At 57.5% G+C, this 15,221-nt stretch carries 13 protein-coding genes; 6 read left to right on the top strand and 7 right to left on the bottom strand.

The genetic code is table 11. The features are described from left to right. Positions 1-129 precede the first annotated feature (129 nt). Positions 130-2,778, top strand: coding sequence for a TRAP transporter permease (locus CA948_RS01125; RefSeq protein WP_234354370.1), 2,649 nt, complete (start codon positions 130-132; stop codon positions 2,776-2,778). 107 nt (positions 2,779-2,885) lie between these two features. Further along, complete coding sequence (locus tag CA948_RS01130; protein WP_108727096.1) at positions 2,886-3,812, top strand: pseudouridine synthase; 927 nt, start codon at positions 2,886-2,888, stop codon at positions 3,810-3,812. Positions 3,813-3,970: 158 nt separating this feature from the next. Here the strand turns inward: CA948_RS01130 and CA948_RS01135 are convergent, their stop codons facing one another. From CA948_RS01135 to CA948_RS01160, 6 genes are all read right to left on the bottom strand, one after another. Then, complete coding sequence (locus CA948_RS01135) at positions 3,971-4,960, bottom strand: asparaginase (protein WP_094195302.1); 990 nt, start codon at positions 4,958-4,960, stop codon at positions 3,971-3,973. Between the two features lie 64 nt (positions 4,961-5,024). Beyond that, entirely contained in the window at positions 5,025-5,708 is a 684-nt protein-coding gene (locus CA948_RS01140) for an ABC transporter permease (protein ID WP_094195303.1), read from the bottom strand. Further along, complete coding sequence (locus tag CA948_RS01145) at positions 5,705-6,418, bottom strand: ABC transporter permease (RefSeq protein WP_094195304.1); 714 nt, start codon at positions 6,416-6,418, stop codon at positions 5,705-5,707. Before CA948_RS01145 ends, CA948_RS01140 begins: the two co-directional genes overlap by 4 nt. A gap of 18 nt (positions 6,419-6,436) precedes the next feature. Continuing rightward, positions 6,437-7,246: a transporter substrate-binding domain-containing protein gene (locus CA948_RS01150; protein WP_094195305.1), complete on the bottom strand. Its 810-nt coding sequence runs from the start codon at positions 7,244-7,246 to the stop codon at positions 6,437-6,439. A gap of 89 nt (positions 7,247-7,335) precedes the next feature. Continuing rightward, complete coding sequence (locus CA948_RS01155) at positions 7,336-8,115, bottom strand: ABC transporter ATP-binding protein (RefSeq protein ID WP_094195306.1); 780 nt, start codon at positions 8,113-8,115, stop codon at positions 7,336-7,338. Positions 8,116-8,274: 159 nt separating this feature from the next. Then, positions 8,275-9,564: a Glu/Leu/Phe/Val family dehydrogenase gene (locus CA948_RS01160; protein ID WP_108727097.1), complete on the bottom strand. Its 1,290-nt coding sequence runs from the start codon at positions 9,562-9,564 to the stop codon at positions 8,275-8,277. 193 nt (positions 9,565-9,757) lie between these two features. On the opposite strand from CA948_RS01160, the gene CA948_RS01165 reads away from it, so the two are divergent. Both CA948_RS01165 and CA948_RS01170 read left to right on the top strand, forming a co-directional pair. Then, positions 9,758-10,462: a YggS family pyridoxal phosphate-dependent enzyme gene (locus CA948_RS01165; protein ID WP_094198231.1), complete on the top strand. Its 705-nt coding sequence runs from the start codon at positions 9,758-9,760 to the stop codon at positions 10,460-10,462. Between the two features lie 133 nt (positions 10,463-10,595). Further along, a complete protein-coding gene (locus tag CA948_RS01170; RefSeq protein ID WP_108727098.1) occupies positions 10,596-11,561 on the top strand; it encodes a Bug family tripartite tricarboxylate transporter substrate binding protein in 966 nt (321 codons plus the stop codon). A 29-nt stretch (positions 11,562-11,590) separates the two neighbouring features. On the opposite strand, the gene CA948_RS01175 is transcribed toward CA948_RS01170, so the two are convergent. Continuing rightward, positions 11,591-12,277 (bottom strand): Crp/Fnr family transcriptional regulator, encoded by a 687-nt coding sequence (locus tag CA948_RS01175; RefSeq protein ID WP_094195309.1) that lies wholly within the window; start codon positions 12,275-12,277, stop codon positions 11,591-11,593. 175 nt (positions 12,278-12,452) lie between these two features. Here CA948_RS01175 and CA948_RS01180 point away from each other — a divergent pair, with 175 nt between their 5' ends. Then, positions 12,453-14,417 carry an AMP-dependent synthetase/ligase gene (locus CA948_RS01180; RefSeq protein WP_094195310.1) on the top strand — a complete coding sequence of 655 codons (1,965 nt, stop codon included), beginning with the start codon at positions 12,453-12,455 and terminating at the stop codon, positions 14,415-14,417. Positions 14,418-14,431: 14 nt separating this feature from the next. Then, positions 14,432-15,217, top strand: coding sequence for an ABC transporter ATP-binding protein (locus CA948_RS01185; protein ID WP_009460135.1), 786 nt, complete (start codon positions 14,432-14,434; stop codon positions 15,215-15,217). The last annotated feature ends 4 nt before the right edge of the window (positions 15,218-15,221 follow it).

A 15,221-nucleotide genomic window follows, 5' to 3' on the forward strand; every position in this document is an offset into this window, starting at 1 on the left:
GCAAGTGCCATGGCCCTAGCTGTGGCCTTGCCTCTGGTCTGGGGTTCCTGGGCTGCGCAGTCCAGGTGGATCGGGTGCCTGGCTGGTGGTACTCGGGCTCCACGCCGGGTTTTCCTGGAGATACAGTAAATGACACAACAAGAACATAAAAAAATGGGGCCAGACTTGGCCCTGACACAGGATGAAACGGCAGAGCTGGAGAAACTGGTTGCCGATGTAGACCGTGGTGGACGCTCTGTGGCTGGCGTTGCAGGCATGGTTTTGTTTTTGGTTGGAATAGGCTGGTCCTTGTTTCAGCTTTGGTACGCCTCTCCGCTGCCATTTGCCCTGAATCTGGGCATTTTCAATGACACAGAAGCGCGAGCCCTGCATTTGGGCATCGCCATGTTTTTGGCCTATCTGGCGTTTCCTGCAAGCAAACAATCCGCGCGCGACCGAATTCCGATTCATGACTGGCTATTGGCCCTGATTGCGGCCTTTTGCGGCTCGTATTTATTCTTTTTCTATAAGGAATTGGCCTCGCGCCCCGGTATCCCCACCACGATGGATGTGGTGGTGGCCAGTATGGGTCTGGTGTTGCTGCTGGAGGCGACGCGGCGCTCGTTGGGCGCGCCCATGGCGGTGCTGGCGATAGTCTTTATTGCCTATATTTTTCTGGGCCCCTGGCTGCCGGATGCCTTGTCTCACCGGGGCGCCTCCTTGCAGCGCCTGGTTTCGCATATGTGGCTGACCACGGAGGGTGTGTACGGAGTTGCCCTGGGCGTTTCTGTCTCGTATATCTTTATTTTTGTATTGCTGGGCTCTTTGCTGGATCGCTGCGGGGCGGGTAATTACATGATGCAGGTCTCGTTTGCCTTGCTGGGGCATTTGCGGGGCGGGCCAGCCAAAGTGGCTGTGGTCTCCTCGGCCGTGAATGGTCTTGTGTCGGCTTCTTCGGTCGCCAACGTGGTGACAGGCGGTATTTTTACCATTCCCTTGATGAAAAAAGCGGGCTATGGCGGCATTCGGGCCGGGGCGATTGAAACGGCCTCGTCCGTCAATGGCCAGATCATGCCGCCGGTCATGGGGGCGGCTGCCTTTTTGATGATCGAGTATGTCGGCATTCCTTACACCGATATCATTCGTCATGCTTTGCTGCCTGCGGTTATTTCATATATTGCGCTGTTTTATATCGTGCACCTGGAAGCGCTGAAGCTGGGTATTCAACCCATGATGGCCTCGGGCAAGCCCAAGACCTTCATCCAGAAATTAGCGGGTTGGGGCATGGGTACGGCCGGCACCCTGAGTGTGATGGGGCTGGTCTATTGGATAGGTGTTGGGGTTCAGGCAATCGCCGGTGATGCGGCTATCTGGATTTTGTTGCTTTTGTTGCTGGTGCTGTATGTGTACTTACTGAAAATTGCAGCGGATCACGAAGACCTGCCTACCGATATTAATGTGAACACGCCCGTGCGTCCCGAGCCTTGGCCCACCGTACGTGCTGGCTTGTATTTCCTGATCCCGATCGGCATTTTGGTGTGGTGCCTGACGGTAGAGGTGATGTCTGCCGGCTTGTCGGCTTTCTGGGCCGTTGTGGCCATGTTGTTTCAGATGGCCACACAGCGCCCCATCATTGCCTGGTTCCGTAAACAGGCAACGGCGCAACCGCTGCGCCAAGGTGTCAGCGAGGTGTGGACAGGACTGCAGGAAGGCGCCCGCAATATGGTGGGTATCGGGATTGCCTGCGGGACAGCCGGCTTGATTGTGGGAGCGATTACTCTGACTGGTCTGGGCCTGCGTATGACGGCTTTTGTGGAGCTGGTCTCCATGGGCAATGTGCTGGTCATGCTGTTCTTTACGGCCGCTGTGTGTCTGGTGTTGGGTTTGGGCATGCCCACGACCGCCAACTACATTCTGATGGCCACGCTGATGGCGCCCGTTGTGGTGGAGCTGGGAGCGCAAAGCGGTATGGTGATTCCGCTGATTGCCGTCCATATGTTCGTGTTCTATTACGGGATCATGGCCGATATTACGCCGCCTGTGGGCTTAGCCACTTTTGCGGCAGCGGCCATTTCAGGGGAGGATCCGATCAAGACCGGCGTGAAGGGCGTGACCTATGCCATGCGTACGGCGGTGCTGCCTTTCATGTTCATCTTCAATCCCATGCTGTTGTTGATCGGCATACACAGTGCCTGGGAGCTGGTTCTGGTGGTGGTGGGCTCAACGGTGGCGTCGCTGGCTTTTGCGGCGGCGACAATCGGGTGGTTGCGTATTAAAACCAGTTGGCTGGAGACCGTTTTGCTCTTGCTGGCTACGTTCATGCTGTTTCGTCCGGACTGGTTCATGGATCATGTCAGCGAGAAGTACCAAAGCCGTCCTGCATCCGAGTTGATGCAGGTGGTGCAGAACACCCCGGACGGGGGCAATCTGGTGGTGCAACTGGCCGGGATGAACCTGGAAGGCAAGGATCTGCAGAAAACGGTTGCCGTGTCCTTGCCTGCCCTGCCAGAAGGGGATCAGGCGACAGGTCTGGCCGCAGCCAGCAAACGTCTGTCTTTGGCTGGCCTGACGGTCATGGCCTTTGGAGACACGGCTCAAGTGGCATCGGTTGCCTTTGGCAGTTCAGCGCGCCGAGCAGGCTGGGAGCAGGGCTGGGATATTGAGCAAGTGAAGGTGCCGCATCCCGATCGTCCCTCTGAGTTTTGGGTATTTTTGCCTGCCTTGCTGATCTTGTTCTGGGTATGGATCCGGCAAGGTGTGCGAATGCGGCGTGCTTTGCCTGCGAACCCGGCGGTTTAAGTCTGGGCACCGTCTCTACCAGCCGCCCTTGTGGTGGCTGGTAGTACACTGATGGCCCTGGATTTCAGGCCCGCTTTTAGCGGGCTGTTTTCTGTTTGGCTTTTGTAATGTCACCGATCAGTTGCTCTTCACCTGTACCGTCGCGCAATGGGGTCAGCCCCAGCAAAGTGTGGTGCCCGCGTGGCCCCTGGATAATGCTGGACGCTTTTCTCCTGGAGCGTTTTCCGCATATGGACCCGGAGGTATTGCGAGAGCGCCTGGCGCGGGGCGATATCCTGGATCAAAACGGTGTGCCGCAGCAGCCGGGCTCCAGCTATCAGCCTGATCGCTGGCTGTGGTACTTCCGCATGGTGGAAAACGAAGCGACCGTGCCGTTCGAGATGCCCGTGTTGTATGCGGACGAGCATCTGATTGCGGTGGACAAGCCACATTTCCTGGCGACAACGCCGGGTGGACGCTACTTATACGAAACGGCGCTGACTCGTCTGCGGCGAGACTTTGGCGAGGATGACATCAGCCCCATCCATAGGCTGGACAGGGAGACGGCGGGTATCTTGTTGTTTTGCCGTGACCCTGCCGTTCGTGGAGCCTATCAGTCCTTGTTTCAGCAAGGCGGTATTGAGAAGGAATACGAAGCGGTCGCGCCGTTTCAGGAAAAACTGGCCGATGGACTGGTGTATCGCAGCCGTATGAAAGAGGTGCCTGGCCGCTTTGTGATGGAAGAGGTTGCCGGAGAGCCGAACAGTAGCACCGAGATCCTGTGCGAGCGTCATTGGCATACCGAGCAGGGGCTGCATTTGGCGCTGTACCGCTTGCGGCCCCATAGTGGCCGTAAACATCAGTTGCGGGTACACCTGAGCAGTCTGGGTGCGCCCATCATTAACGATGTGTTTTATCCCGTGCTGCTGACGGAGCGCGATGCAGACGATTTCAGCCAGCCCTTGCAGTTACTGGCGCGGCATATTGCCTTTGTAGACCCTTTAACGGGTGAACCAAGATGCTTTAGCAGCCAGCGGCAGTTGGAACTGGGTTGAACCCACTGGTATTGCGCTTGAGGAAGCGGTTGCCGAACAGCCCTTGCATAGTTACTGGACGGGTATCGGCCATTCGTCTTTGGCAGCCACAGCCAGCGTGCCGTCTCGGGTCGTCGCCTGGTCGGCGCGTCTAAGGAACGATGACTGAAGCCCGAGCCTTAATAGTCGCGGAAAGCCGCCGCTATCTCATCGTGCTCCAACTGAGCAGCCAGACAGAGCATCAACAAAATCCGGGCTTTTTGTGCGGGCAGATAGTGCGCCGCGATCGTGTGATGGTCCTCATCGTAGGCGCTGTCGGTCACCGGCCCTGCGTGGATGCGCGAGGCTCGCACACAAACCACGCCTAGTCTGTGCGCCCGGCTGACGCCTTCCAGTGCGCCGGGGGTCAGGCTACCGTTGCCGGTTGCCGCCACTACAATGCCTTGCACACCGCTTTGTGCTGCATGGCGATACAGTTCCGCCAGGGTATCGGGGTGATCGTAAAAGACCTGAACTTTAGGCAGGTTGTGTTGGGAGCGCACATCGAACAGGCTGCTGTGCGTGTGCGGCAGCAGGGTGCGCATCATGAAACGTGGCTGACCACCGGCGACCAGCCCCAAGGGGCCCGCATCGGGTGAGCCGAAGGCGCTGGTCTGAGTGGTGTGTTGCTTGCTCAGGAAGCGGGCGCTGTGGATCTGGTCGTTCAGCAATACCAGCACACCTTGGTCTTGTGCCAGCGAAGAGCAGGCTACCTGCACGGCTTGATACAGGTTCAGCGGCCCATCTGCACTCAAGGCCGAGGCGGGGCGCATGGCGGCCACCATGACTACAGGTTTGTCGGTTTTCAGGGTCAGGTGCAGGAAAAAGGCGCTTTCTTCCAGCGTATCGGTGCCGTGGGTAATCACCGCTCCATTGATGTCCGGTCGAGCCAGCAGTTCATTGAGCTTGTGGGACAGCTCCAGCAACATCAGCGAACCCATGGCCCGGCTGTCCACGTTGAAAAGCTGATGGCATTCCAGGTCGGCCAGCTCGTTGATGCCGGGTACGGCCTGCAGCAGCGTGTGCACGCCTTGGGTGATGTCGTAATCGGTCAGGCCGGTATTGGATTGGGTTGTGGCAGCAATGGTGCCACCCGTGCCCACCAGGACCAGTTTGGGGCGTATTGGCATTGAGGTCGTGCTCCGCATCCAGTTGTTGCGCTAGAGGGGGCGCAGAGCTTGAGATAATGCCGGTTTAACGGCGAACTTTCAACCAACGCTCGATCAGGTGGACCACCGACAGCAGGGTGAAGTTAATCAGCAAGTACAACAGGCCCGCAACCACAAAGGTCTCGATGATGGCGTAGTTCTGGTTCATCAAGCGTTTGGCGTGGCCGGTCAGGTCCATGACGGCAATGGTCGAGGCCAGACTGGTGCCTTTGATGGCCAGCACGATTTCATTGCTGTACGCGGGCAGTGCCTGGCGAATCGCCAAGGGAAAAACCACGCGACGAAATCGCATCCAGGCGGACATGCCGATGGATTTGGCCGCTTCGATCTGGCCAACCGGCACGGCCTGAAAGCCGCCACGGAAAACTTCGCTGACATACGCCCCACTATTCAGACCAATGGCCAGAATCGCGCAGCGCATGCCATCGCTGAACAGCCACCACAGAGTGGGTGACTCCTTTACAAAACTCAGGGTGCCCACGCCGTAGTACAGCAGGAATAATTGCACCAGCAAGGGCGTGCCACGGAACACGGTACTGTAGCTAAAGGCGAAGCTGCGCAAAATACGGCTATGGGACTGACGCATCAGGGCCAGCGACAGGCCGATGAACAGTGACAGCACAATGCCCCACAAGCCGATATACACGCTCATGCCAAAGCCCTTGAACAGGGTTTCGACGGTGGTATTGAATAATTCCAGATCAATCATGCCTGGGCTCTCATGCCTTTGCCGGTGTAACGTTCGGCCAGCAAAAACAGGGCCTGACTACAGGCACCAATCAGAAAATAAAGTACACCTGCAATCAGGTACATAGCCATGGGCTCGCGCGTATTGGCGGCACCCAGGGTAGCGGCACGCATGATCTCGACCAGGCCTACCAGGGAGATCAGGGCCGTGTCTTTCAGTGCGGTTTGCCAGACGTTATTGGCGCCGGGCAGGGCGTACCAGAACATCTGCGGCAAAATAATGCGGCGCAGACGCTGCCAGGGGGACATGCCAATGGCTTTGGCCGCCTCGATCTGGCCTTCGGGAATGGCTTGCAAGGCGCCGCGAAACACTTCCACGCTGTACGAGCCTGCAATCAGGCCAATGGCCAAAATACCGACCAGCGCAGGGAACCAGCGCGTCACCACATCTTCCATGCGCATGAAGTCGGCCAGATCGGAGACAAACTGCACCGAGCCGAAAAACAGCAGGTAGATGATGAGCAGCTCGGGGATACTGCGAACAACCGTGGTGTACAGGCTGACGGGGCCACGCAGCCAGCGCGGCCCGTTGGTCTTGATGCTGGCTCCTGTAATCCCAATGACTACGCCAAGGGCCATGCCCAAAACGGAGATCAGCAAGGTCATTGCTGCTCCGCGAAGGAACATCCAGCCCCAGCCTTCGCGCAGCACATTAAAAATAGTCTCTAGCATCAAGTGGTACTTCTCGACTTATTTCTTGCAGATCTCGTAGTTGGCGATGTCGATGTCAAACCACTTTTCGCTGGCGGTCTTGACGGTGCCATCATCGATCAGCTTGCACAGGGCAGCGTCAACCTTGGCTTTCAGCTCTGCATTGTCTTTGTGAATACCGACGGCAATGCCATAACCCAGGGTCTCGGGGTCGGAAGAGCCTTTGATGACCAGCTTGGACAGGGCAAAGTTGTCTTCACCGACTTTATGCAGGAACTTCGATTGCGAGGTCAGGTCGGCAAAGGTGCCGTTCAAACGACCGGCGTCCAGATCGATTTGCATCTGGTCCAGGGTCTCGTAGTTCTTGATGGTCGTCTTGGGGGCTTTTTTGGTCAGGAAAGCGCCGTGGGTGGTGCCGCCTTGAACGCCAATGGTTTTACCGGCCAGACCATCAAAAATGGTTTGTTCGTTGTCGGCGCCGACCAGTTCACTGTTCTTGGGCAGAACGAAAATGGCGTCTTCAACGGCGTAAGGAATACTGAAGTTCACGCGCTTGGCACGCTCGGGGGTGTAGGACATGCCCGAGATGATCAGGTCAAATCGTTTGGCATCGAGCGAAGGAATCAGGCTGTCAAAGGCTTGTACGATGAACTTGCAGTCGCTGTTGAGCTCTTTGCACAGAGCCGCGCCCACGTCGGCGTCAAAGCCGGTAACCTTGCCGGCTGCATCCACCATGCTCCATGGTGGGTAACCGCCTTCCGTGCCGATTTTCAGGGTGTCTGCCATTGCAGCCTGGGAGCCCAACAGGGCCAGGCTGGCACAGATCAGGGTCTTGCTGAGGAAACTCATGGTCTGGCTCTCCTTTGTGGATAGGCTGGTCAGGGCCGTCTTGGCCCTGCTGGTTTTCCAGCCTGTGTCGTATTCACGAAGCGATGATCTTACTGCATTGGTTGTAGAAACTGCTGTAGACGCTCGGATTGTGGCCTATCGAACAGCTCTTTGGGGTGGCCACGTTCTTCAATCAGGCCGTTGTGCATGAAAATGGTCTCGGAGGACACGTCACGCGCAAAATTCATTTCGTGGGTGACCAGGATCATGGTGCGACCTTCCTGGGCCAGTTGGCGAATGACACGCAGTACCTCGCCCACCATTTCCGGATCCAGCGCGGAGGTCGGTTCGTCAAACAGCAAGACATCCGGGTCCATGGCCAGCGCACGGGCAATGGCCACGCGTTGCTGCTGGCCGCCGGACAGTTCGGCCGGGTAGGCATCGCACTTGTTGCTCAGGCCGACCTTGCCCAGCAGTTCGCGGGCGTATTCAGCCGCTTCACGGGCCGGGCGGCCCTTGACGTGAATGGGGCCTTCGGTGACGTTTTGCAGCACCGTGCGGTGCGACCATAGATTGAAGTTCTGAAACACCATCCCCAAGCGGGCGCGGACTTGTTCCAACAGACGCGGATTGTCTGTCTGGCAAATGCCCTTGCGGTTGCGATGGCTGCGCAAAATGTCATTGCCGATCTGGACTTCGCCCTGATCGGGGACGACCAGGTGGTTAATGCAGCGCAGCAGGGTACTTTTACCCGAGCCCGAGGCGCCGATAATGGAGAGTACATCGCCCTTGTGGGCCTGCAGGGAAATGCCCTTGAGCACCTCGTTGGTGCCAAAGCGTTTGTGGATGTCGCGTACCTGGACCGCCGCGTTCAGGTCATTGTTATTCACAGCAACGTCCTTGCGGTCAAAGAGAAAGGGGGTAAGGGTTTCATACGGGTGTCATATCCTGGATGCCCCGATTCTACCGCTTTCCCCCTGATTTTTTTGCACAAGCGCTGTATTTTGCGCATAAAAAGCGGCATAAACCGAGTATGCCGCCTTATGAGCTTAGGGATACAGGCCGCGTACCTGACGAGATTCCAGAATGCGGGCGCAACCCACAATAAAGGCAGCGGTACGCAGGGTGACGTTGTGCTCTTTGGCAACGGCCGCTACCGTGGTGTAGGCCGCGCGCATCATCATTTCCAGCCGATTGTTGATCTCGTCCTCGGTCCAGAAAAAGCTGGAGAAGTCCTGAACCCACTCGAAGTAGGACACAGTCACACCGCCGGCGTTGGCCACCACGTCCGGGACAATGGTCACGCCCTTGTCGTTGAGGATGTCATCGGCTTCGGGGGTGGTGGGGCCATTGGCACCTTCGATCACAACGCGAGCGCGGATGCGGTCGGCATTGTTCTTGTTGATCTGGCCTTCCAGCGCGGCCGGGATCAGCAGATCGGTTTCGATGTGCCAGAAATCGTCATTGGAAATGGCTTCGGCGTTGGGTGCTCCGGCCAGACCTTTGTGTTGTTCCATGTGGTCCAGCAAGGCCAGCACGTCCAGACCGTTGGGGTTGTACACCGTGCCCGTGTGGTCCTGTACGGCCAGCACTTTGGCACCCGCTTCCTGGAACAGGCGGGCGGCCGTGCCACCCACGTTCCCGAAACCTTGCACAATGACGCGGGCGCCATTGAGGTTGATACCGGCGTCGCGAGCTGCTTCACAACCCACGGTAAACACGCCACGGCCAGTGGCTTCTACCCGGCCAAGACTACCGCCCAGGGACACGGGTTTGCCGGTGACCACACCGGTGCTGGTGCCGCCCACGTTCATGGAATAGGTGTCCATCATCCAGGCCATGGTCTGGGCATTGGTGTTCACATCCGGTGCGGGAATGTCCTTGTTGGGGCCAATGATCACGCCAATCTCGCTGGTGTAGCGGCGGGTGATACGTTCCAGTTCGGCCTGGGAGTAGTGGCGTGGGTCAATACGAATACCGCCCTTGGCACCGCCAAAGGGCAGGTTCACGGCCGCTGACTTGATCGACATCCAGGCAGCCAGCGCCATTACCTCGGACAAGGTGACATCCTGGTGGTAGCGCACGCCGCCCTTGCCTGGGCCACGGGACGTATTGTGTTGAACGCGGTAGCCCTCAAAGTGGGCCACGGTGCCGTTATCCAGTTCGATGGGGACGTCGACAATCAGTGTGCGCTTGGGGCGCTTGAGTGTTTCAACCCATCGGGACAATTTGCCCAGATACGGAGTGACTCGCTCCACTTGTTCGAGATAAATACCCCATGGGCCGACGTCGTCGGCATTCAGGTATGACGGCAAAGCATGGGTGGGACGATCTGTCATGAGCTCCTCGATAAAGTTGGGGAAACGGGATACGAGTACACAGTGAAGATGCAAATTACGCCTAGATGCAGAACACGGCAAAGACGCTGTGGATTGGCTTAGCGATGGCCGTGTGCAGCAGTTATGCTATCGGAAATGGCCGCTGTTGTGTTTGCAGCGTTTGCGATGGTTTTATCTGGGTGCTGGTGCATTGATGGATTCTTCTGACTCTTCCCTTTCTGGTCGCTTGGCGCAATTGCGCCAACGTATCGAACAGGCTTGCTTGCAGGCCGGCCGCCCTGCCGGTGCGGTGGCGCTTTTACCGGTCAGCAAAACCTTTCCTGTGCCCGTGCTGGCGCAAGCTCTGGACCTGGGCTTGTTGCGAATGGGCGAGAACAAGGTTCAGGAGATTCGGGACAAGCAGGCCGAGCTGGCCGATCGCGCGGTGCAGTGGGTGATGATAGGCCATCTGCAGAGTAATAAGGCTAAAGATATTGCACGCCTGGCCAGCGAAGTCCAGTCTTTGGACCGTTTGTCGCTGGCCCAGGCCCTGGATCGGCACCTGCAAACCGAGCAGCGTAGCCTGGATGTGCTTGTTCAGGTCAAGACCTCGCCCGAACCCAGCAAGTTTGGCTTGGACCCGGAGCAATTGCCTGCTTTCATGCAGTCCTTGCGCTCGCTTGATACCCTGAACGTCCGGGGTTTGATGACCATGGCCGTCAATAGCGAGGACCCTCAGGCGGTGCGCGCCTGTTTTGCTACGTTGCGCCAGTGGCGTGATCGTCTGGTGGAGTTGGGCCATGAACAGGTGCAAGGCCTGTCCATGGGCATGAGTGGGGATTTCGAGCTGGCGATTCAGGAAGGCTCGACCGAGGTTCGGGTTGGCTCGGCCCTGTTTGGCGCACGCAATTACCGCTGATCGATATCCGCATCGTTACTAATGCCCTGCGTAGGGCTGTCCGCGCATAATGTCTCTGCGCATCCCGAACGGGATGCTTAACATTTAAAAAAACAGTGCCCTAAGCGCTGTTTGTATGTACGAAGGAGACATCATGGATTGGAAAAAATTGGGAGCCGGTGTGTTGCTGGGCGCCAGCCTGACAGGAACGGCCCTGGCAGCGGACTGGCCCCAGTCGGCGGTAACGTGGGTAGTGCCTTATCCCGCAGGCGGTGGTTCAGATGTGATTGCTCGGCTGGTGGCCAAGCAGTTGGAAAGCAGCCTGGGTCAGACGCTGATTGTGGAAAACAAGCCGGGGGCGGCGACCATCATCGGCGCGACCTATGTGAGCAACGCCAAACCGGACGGCTATACCGTGGGTACCGCTGACTCAGGCACGCTGGCATTCAATTCCTCCTTGTACAACAAGCTGCAGTACGATCCGGCGGCCTTCACGTATGTGGGTGGACTGGCCCGTTTTCCCTTGATGCTGGCGGTACCGCAAGAATCCCCGTACAAGACGGTGGCCGATTTGCTTGAAGCGGCTCGTAAGCAGCCTGAAAAACTGACCTCCTCGTCCGCTGGCAGTGGTTCACCTCACCATCTGGCGTTGGAAATGTTCAAGCAGCGCACCGACACCCAGATCGTGCATGTGCCTTACAAGGGAGCCGCACCCGCCATTCAGGATTTGCTGGGCGGTCAGGTGGATATGTCTTTTGTCGATTCTGCAGCGGCATTGTCCAACATCAAGGCTGGCAAATTGCGGGTTCTGGCCGTGGCCACGCCCGAGCGCAGCAGCCTGTTGCCTGATGTGCCAACCATGGCCGAAGCCGGTATTGCCGACTTCTACGCCTATGCCTGGCAAGGGTTGGTGGGCCCACCCAAGATGGACGAAGGTGCCCGTCAACGCTTGAGCCAGGACTTGATGCAGGCTCTGAAAACGCCCGAGCTGGACCAGCGTATCCGCGCGATGGGTGTAGAGCCCATGCCCATGACGCCCGATGAATTCCAGGCCTACGCTCAGCGTGAACGCGCGGAATGGGCCACGGTTATCGAGCGTGCCGGTATTCGTATGGATTGACGGTCATGCGGCCAACAGTGGCCGCATAATCAGGCGGCATATTCATCGCCGTAACGTTTCAGGCCGTCCAGGTCCAGTACCTGGACGCCACCATATTTGATCAACAACAGCCCTTCGTTTTCCAGTTGACGCAGGGCTTGGTTGGCACGTTGGCGCGATACCCGCGCCAGGTAGCCGATCTCTTCCTGGGTAATGTCCAGGCGCAGACCTTTTCCGGGGTAGAGCAGCGGGTTGAACAGCTCTGCCAGACAGCGCGCCACGCGGGCATCGGGGGTAGACAGGCTGTTGTACTCGGCCTTGCCGATAAATTGCGCCACACGCTCATTGAGCTGATGCAGGAGGTAGCGGTTGAAAGCAATACTCTGGTCCAGCAAATCGTTAAAACTGTGGGCGGGCAAGCGGGCCACCTGGCTGTCGCGCAAGGCCACCACATCGTATTTGCGCTCTTCGTTTTTCAGCAAAGAGCCTTCGCCTATCCAGCCACCGGCAGGCACCCCTGTCATGGAGGCAATTTTGCCGTCGGAGTTGCCCACCGATACTTTGAGCAAACCCGAGAGCACGCCGATCCAGGCCGTGGCGCGTTCCCCCTTGCGTTCGACGATGGCTCCGGCCTCGTATGCGGTGATCAGCGTGTCGCGGCGGACACGCTCTTGCAGCTCGGGTGTCAACAAGCGAAACCAGGCGGCTCGCTCCGATAAAGCATCTACAACATGCATGAGGATTAACCCTCGATAAAGGTCGAATGTCATGTCCGTGACAATCTTCGGGACGTGCAGCCGATAACTTGATTATTAACAGGCTGCAAATAGCTTGAAGGCATCACTTCAGCCTTCTGCCGCAATCATAAGCAGCCTCCTGGACCATAACAAGCCGGGAAAATTCGGAGGAGACATGGTTGTGCGGATGGATAAAGAGCAGGTAGCGGGGTTACCCGGCACCTTCCCAGCCTGGATAGAACACCATGCCCAGGTGCGCGGCAACAAAGTTGCCATGCGCGAAAAAGACCTGGGAATCTGGCAGACCTGGACGTGGCGGGAGCTGGCCGAACAGGCCGAGCAACTGGCTGCGGGCCTGGCCGGGCTGGGAGTCAAAGACGGTCAGCACGTTGCGGTGATCGGTGAAAACCGCCCGCGTCTGTACCTGGCCATGATGGCAGCGCAAATGCTGGGCGCTGTGCCCGTGCCCTTGTATCAGGACGCGGTGGCCCAAGAAATGTTGCACGTGTTGCTGGATGCCAGCATTCGTGTGGCCGTGGTCGAGGACCAGGAGCAGGTCGACAAGCTGCTGGAAGTCTGGGACCAGTGCCCCGATCTGGATGCACTGATCTATGACGATCCACGTGGTTTGCGCAACTATCAGCAAGAACAACTGCAATACATTGAACAAGTCATGGAGCAGGGGCGCGAGCAATTGGCGCGTGATCCGGACTGTGTGCGTCGTATCTGGAAGGCCATTACGCCTGACCATGCTGCTGCCATGTTCTATACCTCCGGTACGACCGGCAAGCCCAAGGGTGTGGTGTTGACCCATGGCGCCCTGGTCGATCGCGGTCTGGCCATTCAGGAGCTGGAATCGCTGACCGATGCCGAGGAAGTGCTGGCTTATCTGCCTCCCGCCTGGATTGGGCAGAACATGTTTTCCTACACGCAGTTTCTGGTCACGGGTTTTACGGTGAATCACCCTGAATCGCCCGAGACCGTGTCCATCGACCTGCACGACATTGGTCCCACCTATTACTTTGCGCCTCCCCGCGTGTTGGAAGGCTTGCTCACGCAAGTGACCATTCGCATGGAGGATGCCGGTGCCTTAAAGCGCGCCCTGTACAAGCGTTTCATGACTTTGGCGCACCGCGTGGGTGTGCAGATTCTGGACAAGCGCCCTGGCGTGGGGATGTGGGATCGCCTGTGCTATGGCCTGGGCAATATCCTGATCTACGGCCCCTTGCGTAATGCCCTGGGCATGAGCCGCGTGCGTGTGGCTTATACCGCCGGTGAAGCCATTGGCCCCGATCTGTTCGATTTTTACCGTTCTATTGGCATCAACCTCAAGCAACTGTACGGCGCGACGGAAACCTCGGTGTTTGTCTGCGTGCAGGAAGATGGCCATGTGCGTGCCGATACGGTAGGCCCACCCGTCAAAGGAGTGGAAATCCGTGTGGCCGATAACGGTGAGATTCAGGTGCGCAGCCCTGGCTTGTTCAAGGAGTACTACCGCAACCCCGAGTCCACCGCCGAGTCTTTTACCGAAGACGGCTGGTATCACACTGGCGATGCCGGTTATCTGGACACCGATGGTCAGTTAAAGATCATCGACCGTGCCAAGGATGTGGGCAAATTGGCCGACGGCTCTTTGTTTGCACCCAAGTACATCGAGAACAAGCTCAAGTTCTTCCCCTTCGTCAAAGAAGCCGTGGCTTTTGGTGATGGCCAAAAGGAAGTGTGCGCCTTTATCAATATTGATCTGGAAGCAGTGGGCAACTGGGCCGAGCGTCGCAACCTGCCTTATGCCGGTTACACCGATCTGGCCGGCAAGCCCGAGGTCTATGCTTTGATTCGGGATTGCGTGGCGCAGGTCAATGATGATCTGGCCAACGACCCCAAACTGGCCGGCTCGCGCATCAGTGCCTTTTTGATTCTGCACAAAGAGCTGGACCCGGATGACGATGAACTGACCCGCACCCGCAAAGTACGTCGCGGTTTTATCGCGCAAAAGTACAAGGTTCTGGTCGACGCCCTGTTCAACGGTTTGGACAGGCAGTTTGTGGAGACAGAAGTGAAGTTTGAAGATGGGCGCAGCGGTCGCATTTCGGCAGACCTGCACATTGAGCGCATGACAGACGCAGCAAGGAGCGCATGATGAGTGAGGCGCAAATGCCGGGCCGTCGGATTGGCCCAGTGGTACTGGATTTAAAGAATATTTCGCTGTCCTTCGGGGGGGTGAAAGCCTTGACCGATATCTCGTTCAATATTCGTGAACACGAGATCCGCTCCATCATCGGTCCGAACGGAGCAGGCAAAAGCTCCATGTTGAACGTCATCAACGGCGTATATGCACCACAACAAGGCGAGATTGTCTTACGTGACCAGAGTTATGCCCGCATGAACTCACGTCACACCGCCGAGCAGGGCATTGCCCGTACCTTTCAGAACCTGGCTCTGTTCAAGGGCATGAGTGTGCTGGACAACATCATGACCGGCCGTAATCTGCACATGAAAAGCGGGGTGTTTGCCCAGGCTTTCCGACTGGGTGGTGCCGAGCGCGAAGAGATTCGCAACCGTGAGTACGTGGAAGGCATCATCGATTTTCTGGAGATCCAGGCCTACCGAAAAACGCCGGTAGGGCGTTTGCCTTACGGTCTGCAAAAACGGGTTGACCTGGGGCGGGCGCTGGCAATGCAGCCGAGCATTTTGCTGCTTGATGAGCCTATGGCAGGCATGAACATCGAAGAAAAGCAGGATATGTGCCGTTTTATTCTGGATGTGAATGAAGAGTACGGCACCACGATTGTTTTGATTGAACACGATATGGGCGTAGTCATGGATATTTCGGACCGCGTGGTGGTTCTGGACTATGGCAAGAAAATTGGTGACGGAGTACCGGACGAAGTACGACAAAACCCGGACGTCATCCGCGCCTATCTTGGCGCTGGCCATTGAGGGG

It is taken from the genome of Alcaligenes aquatilis (assembly GCF_003076515.1).
Taxonomy (GTDB): domain Bacteria; phylum Pseudomonadota; class Gammaproteobacteria; order Burkholderiales; family Burkholderiaceae_B; genus Alcaligenes; species Alcaligenes aquatilis.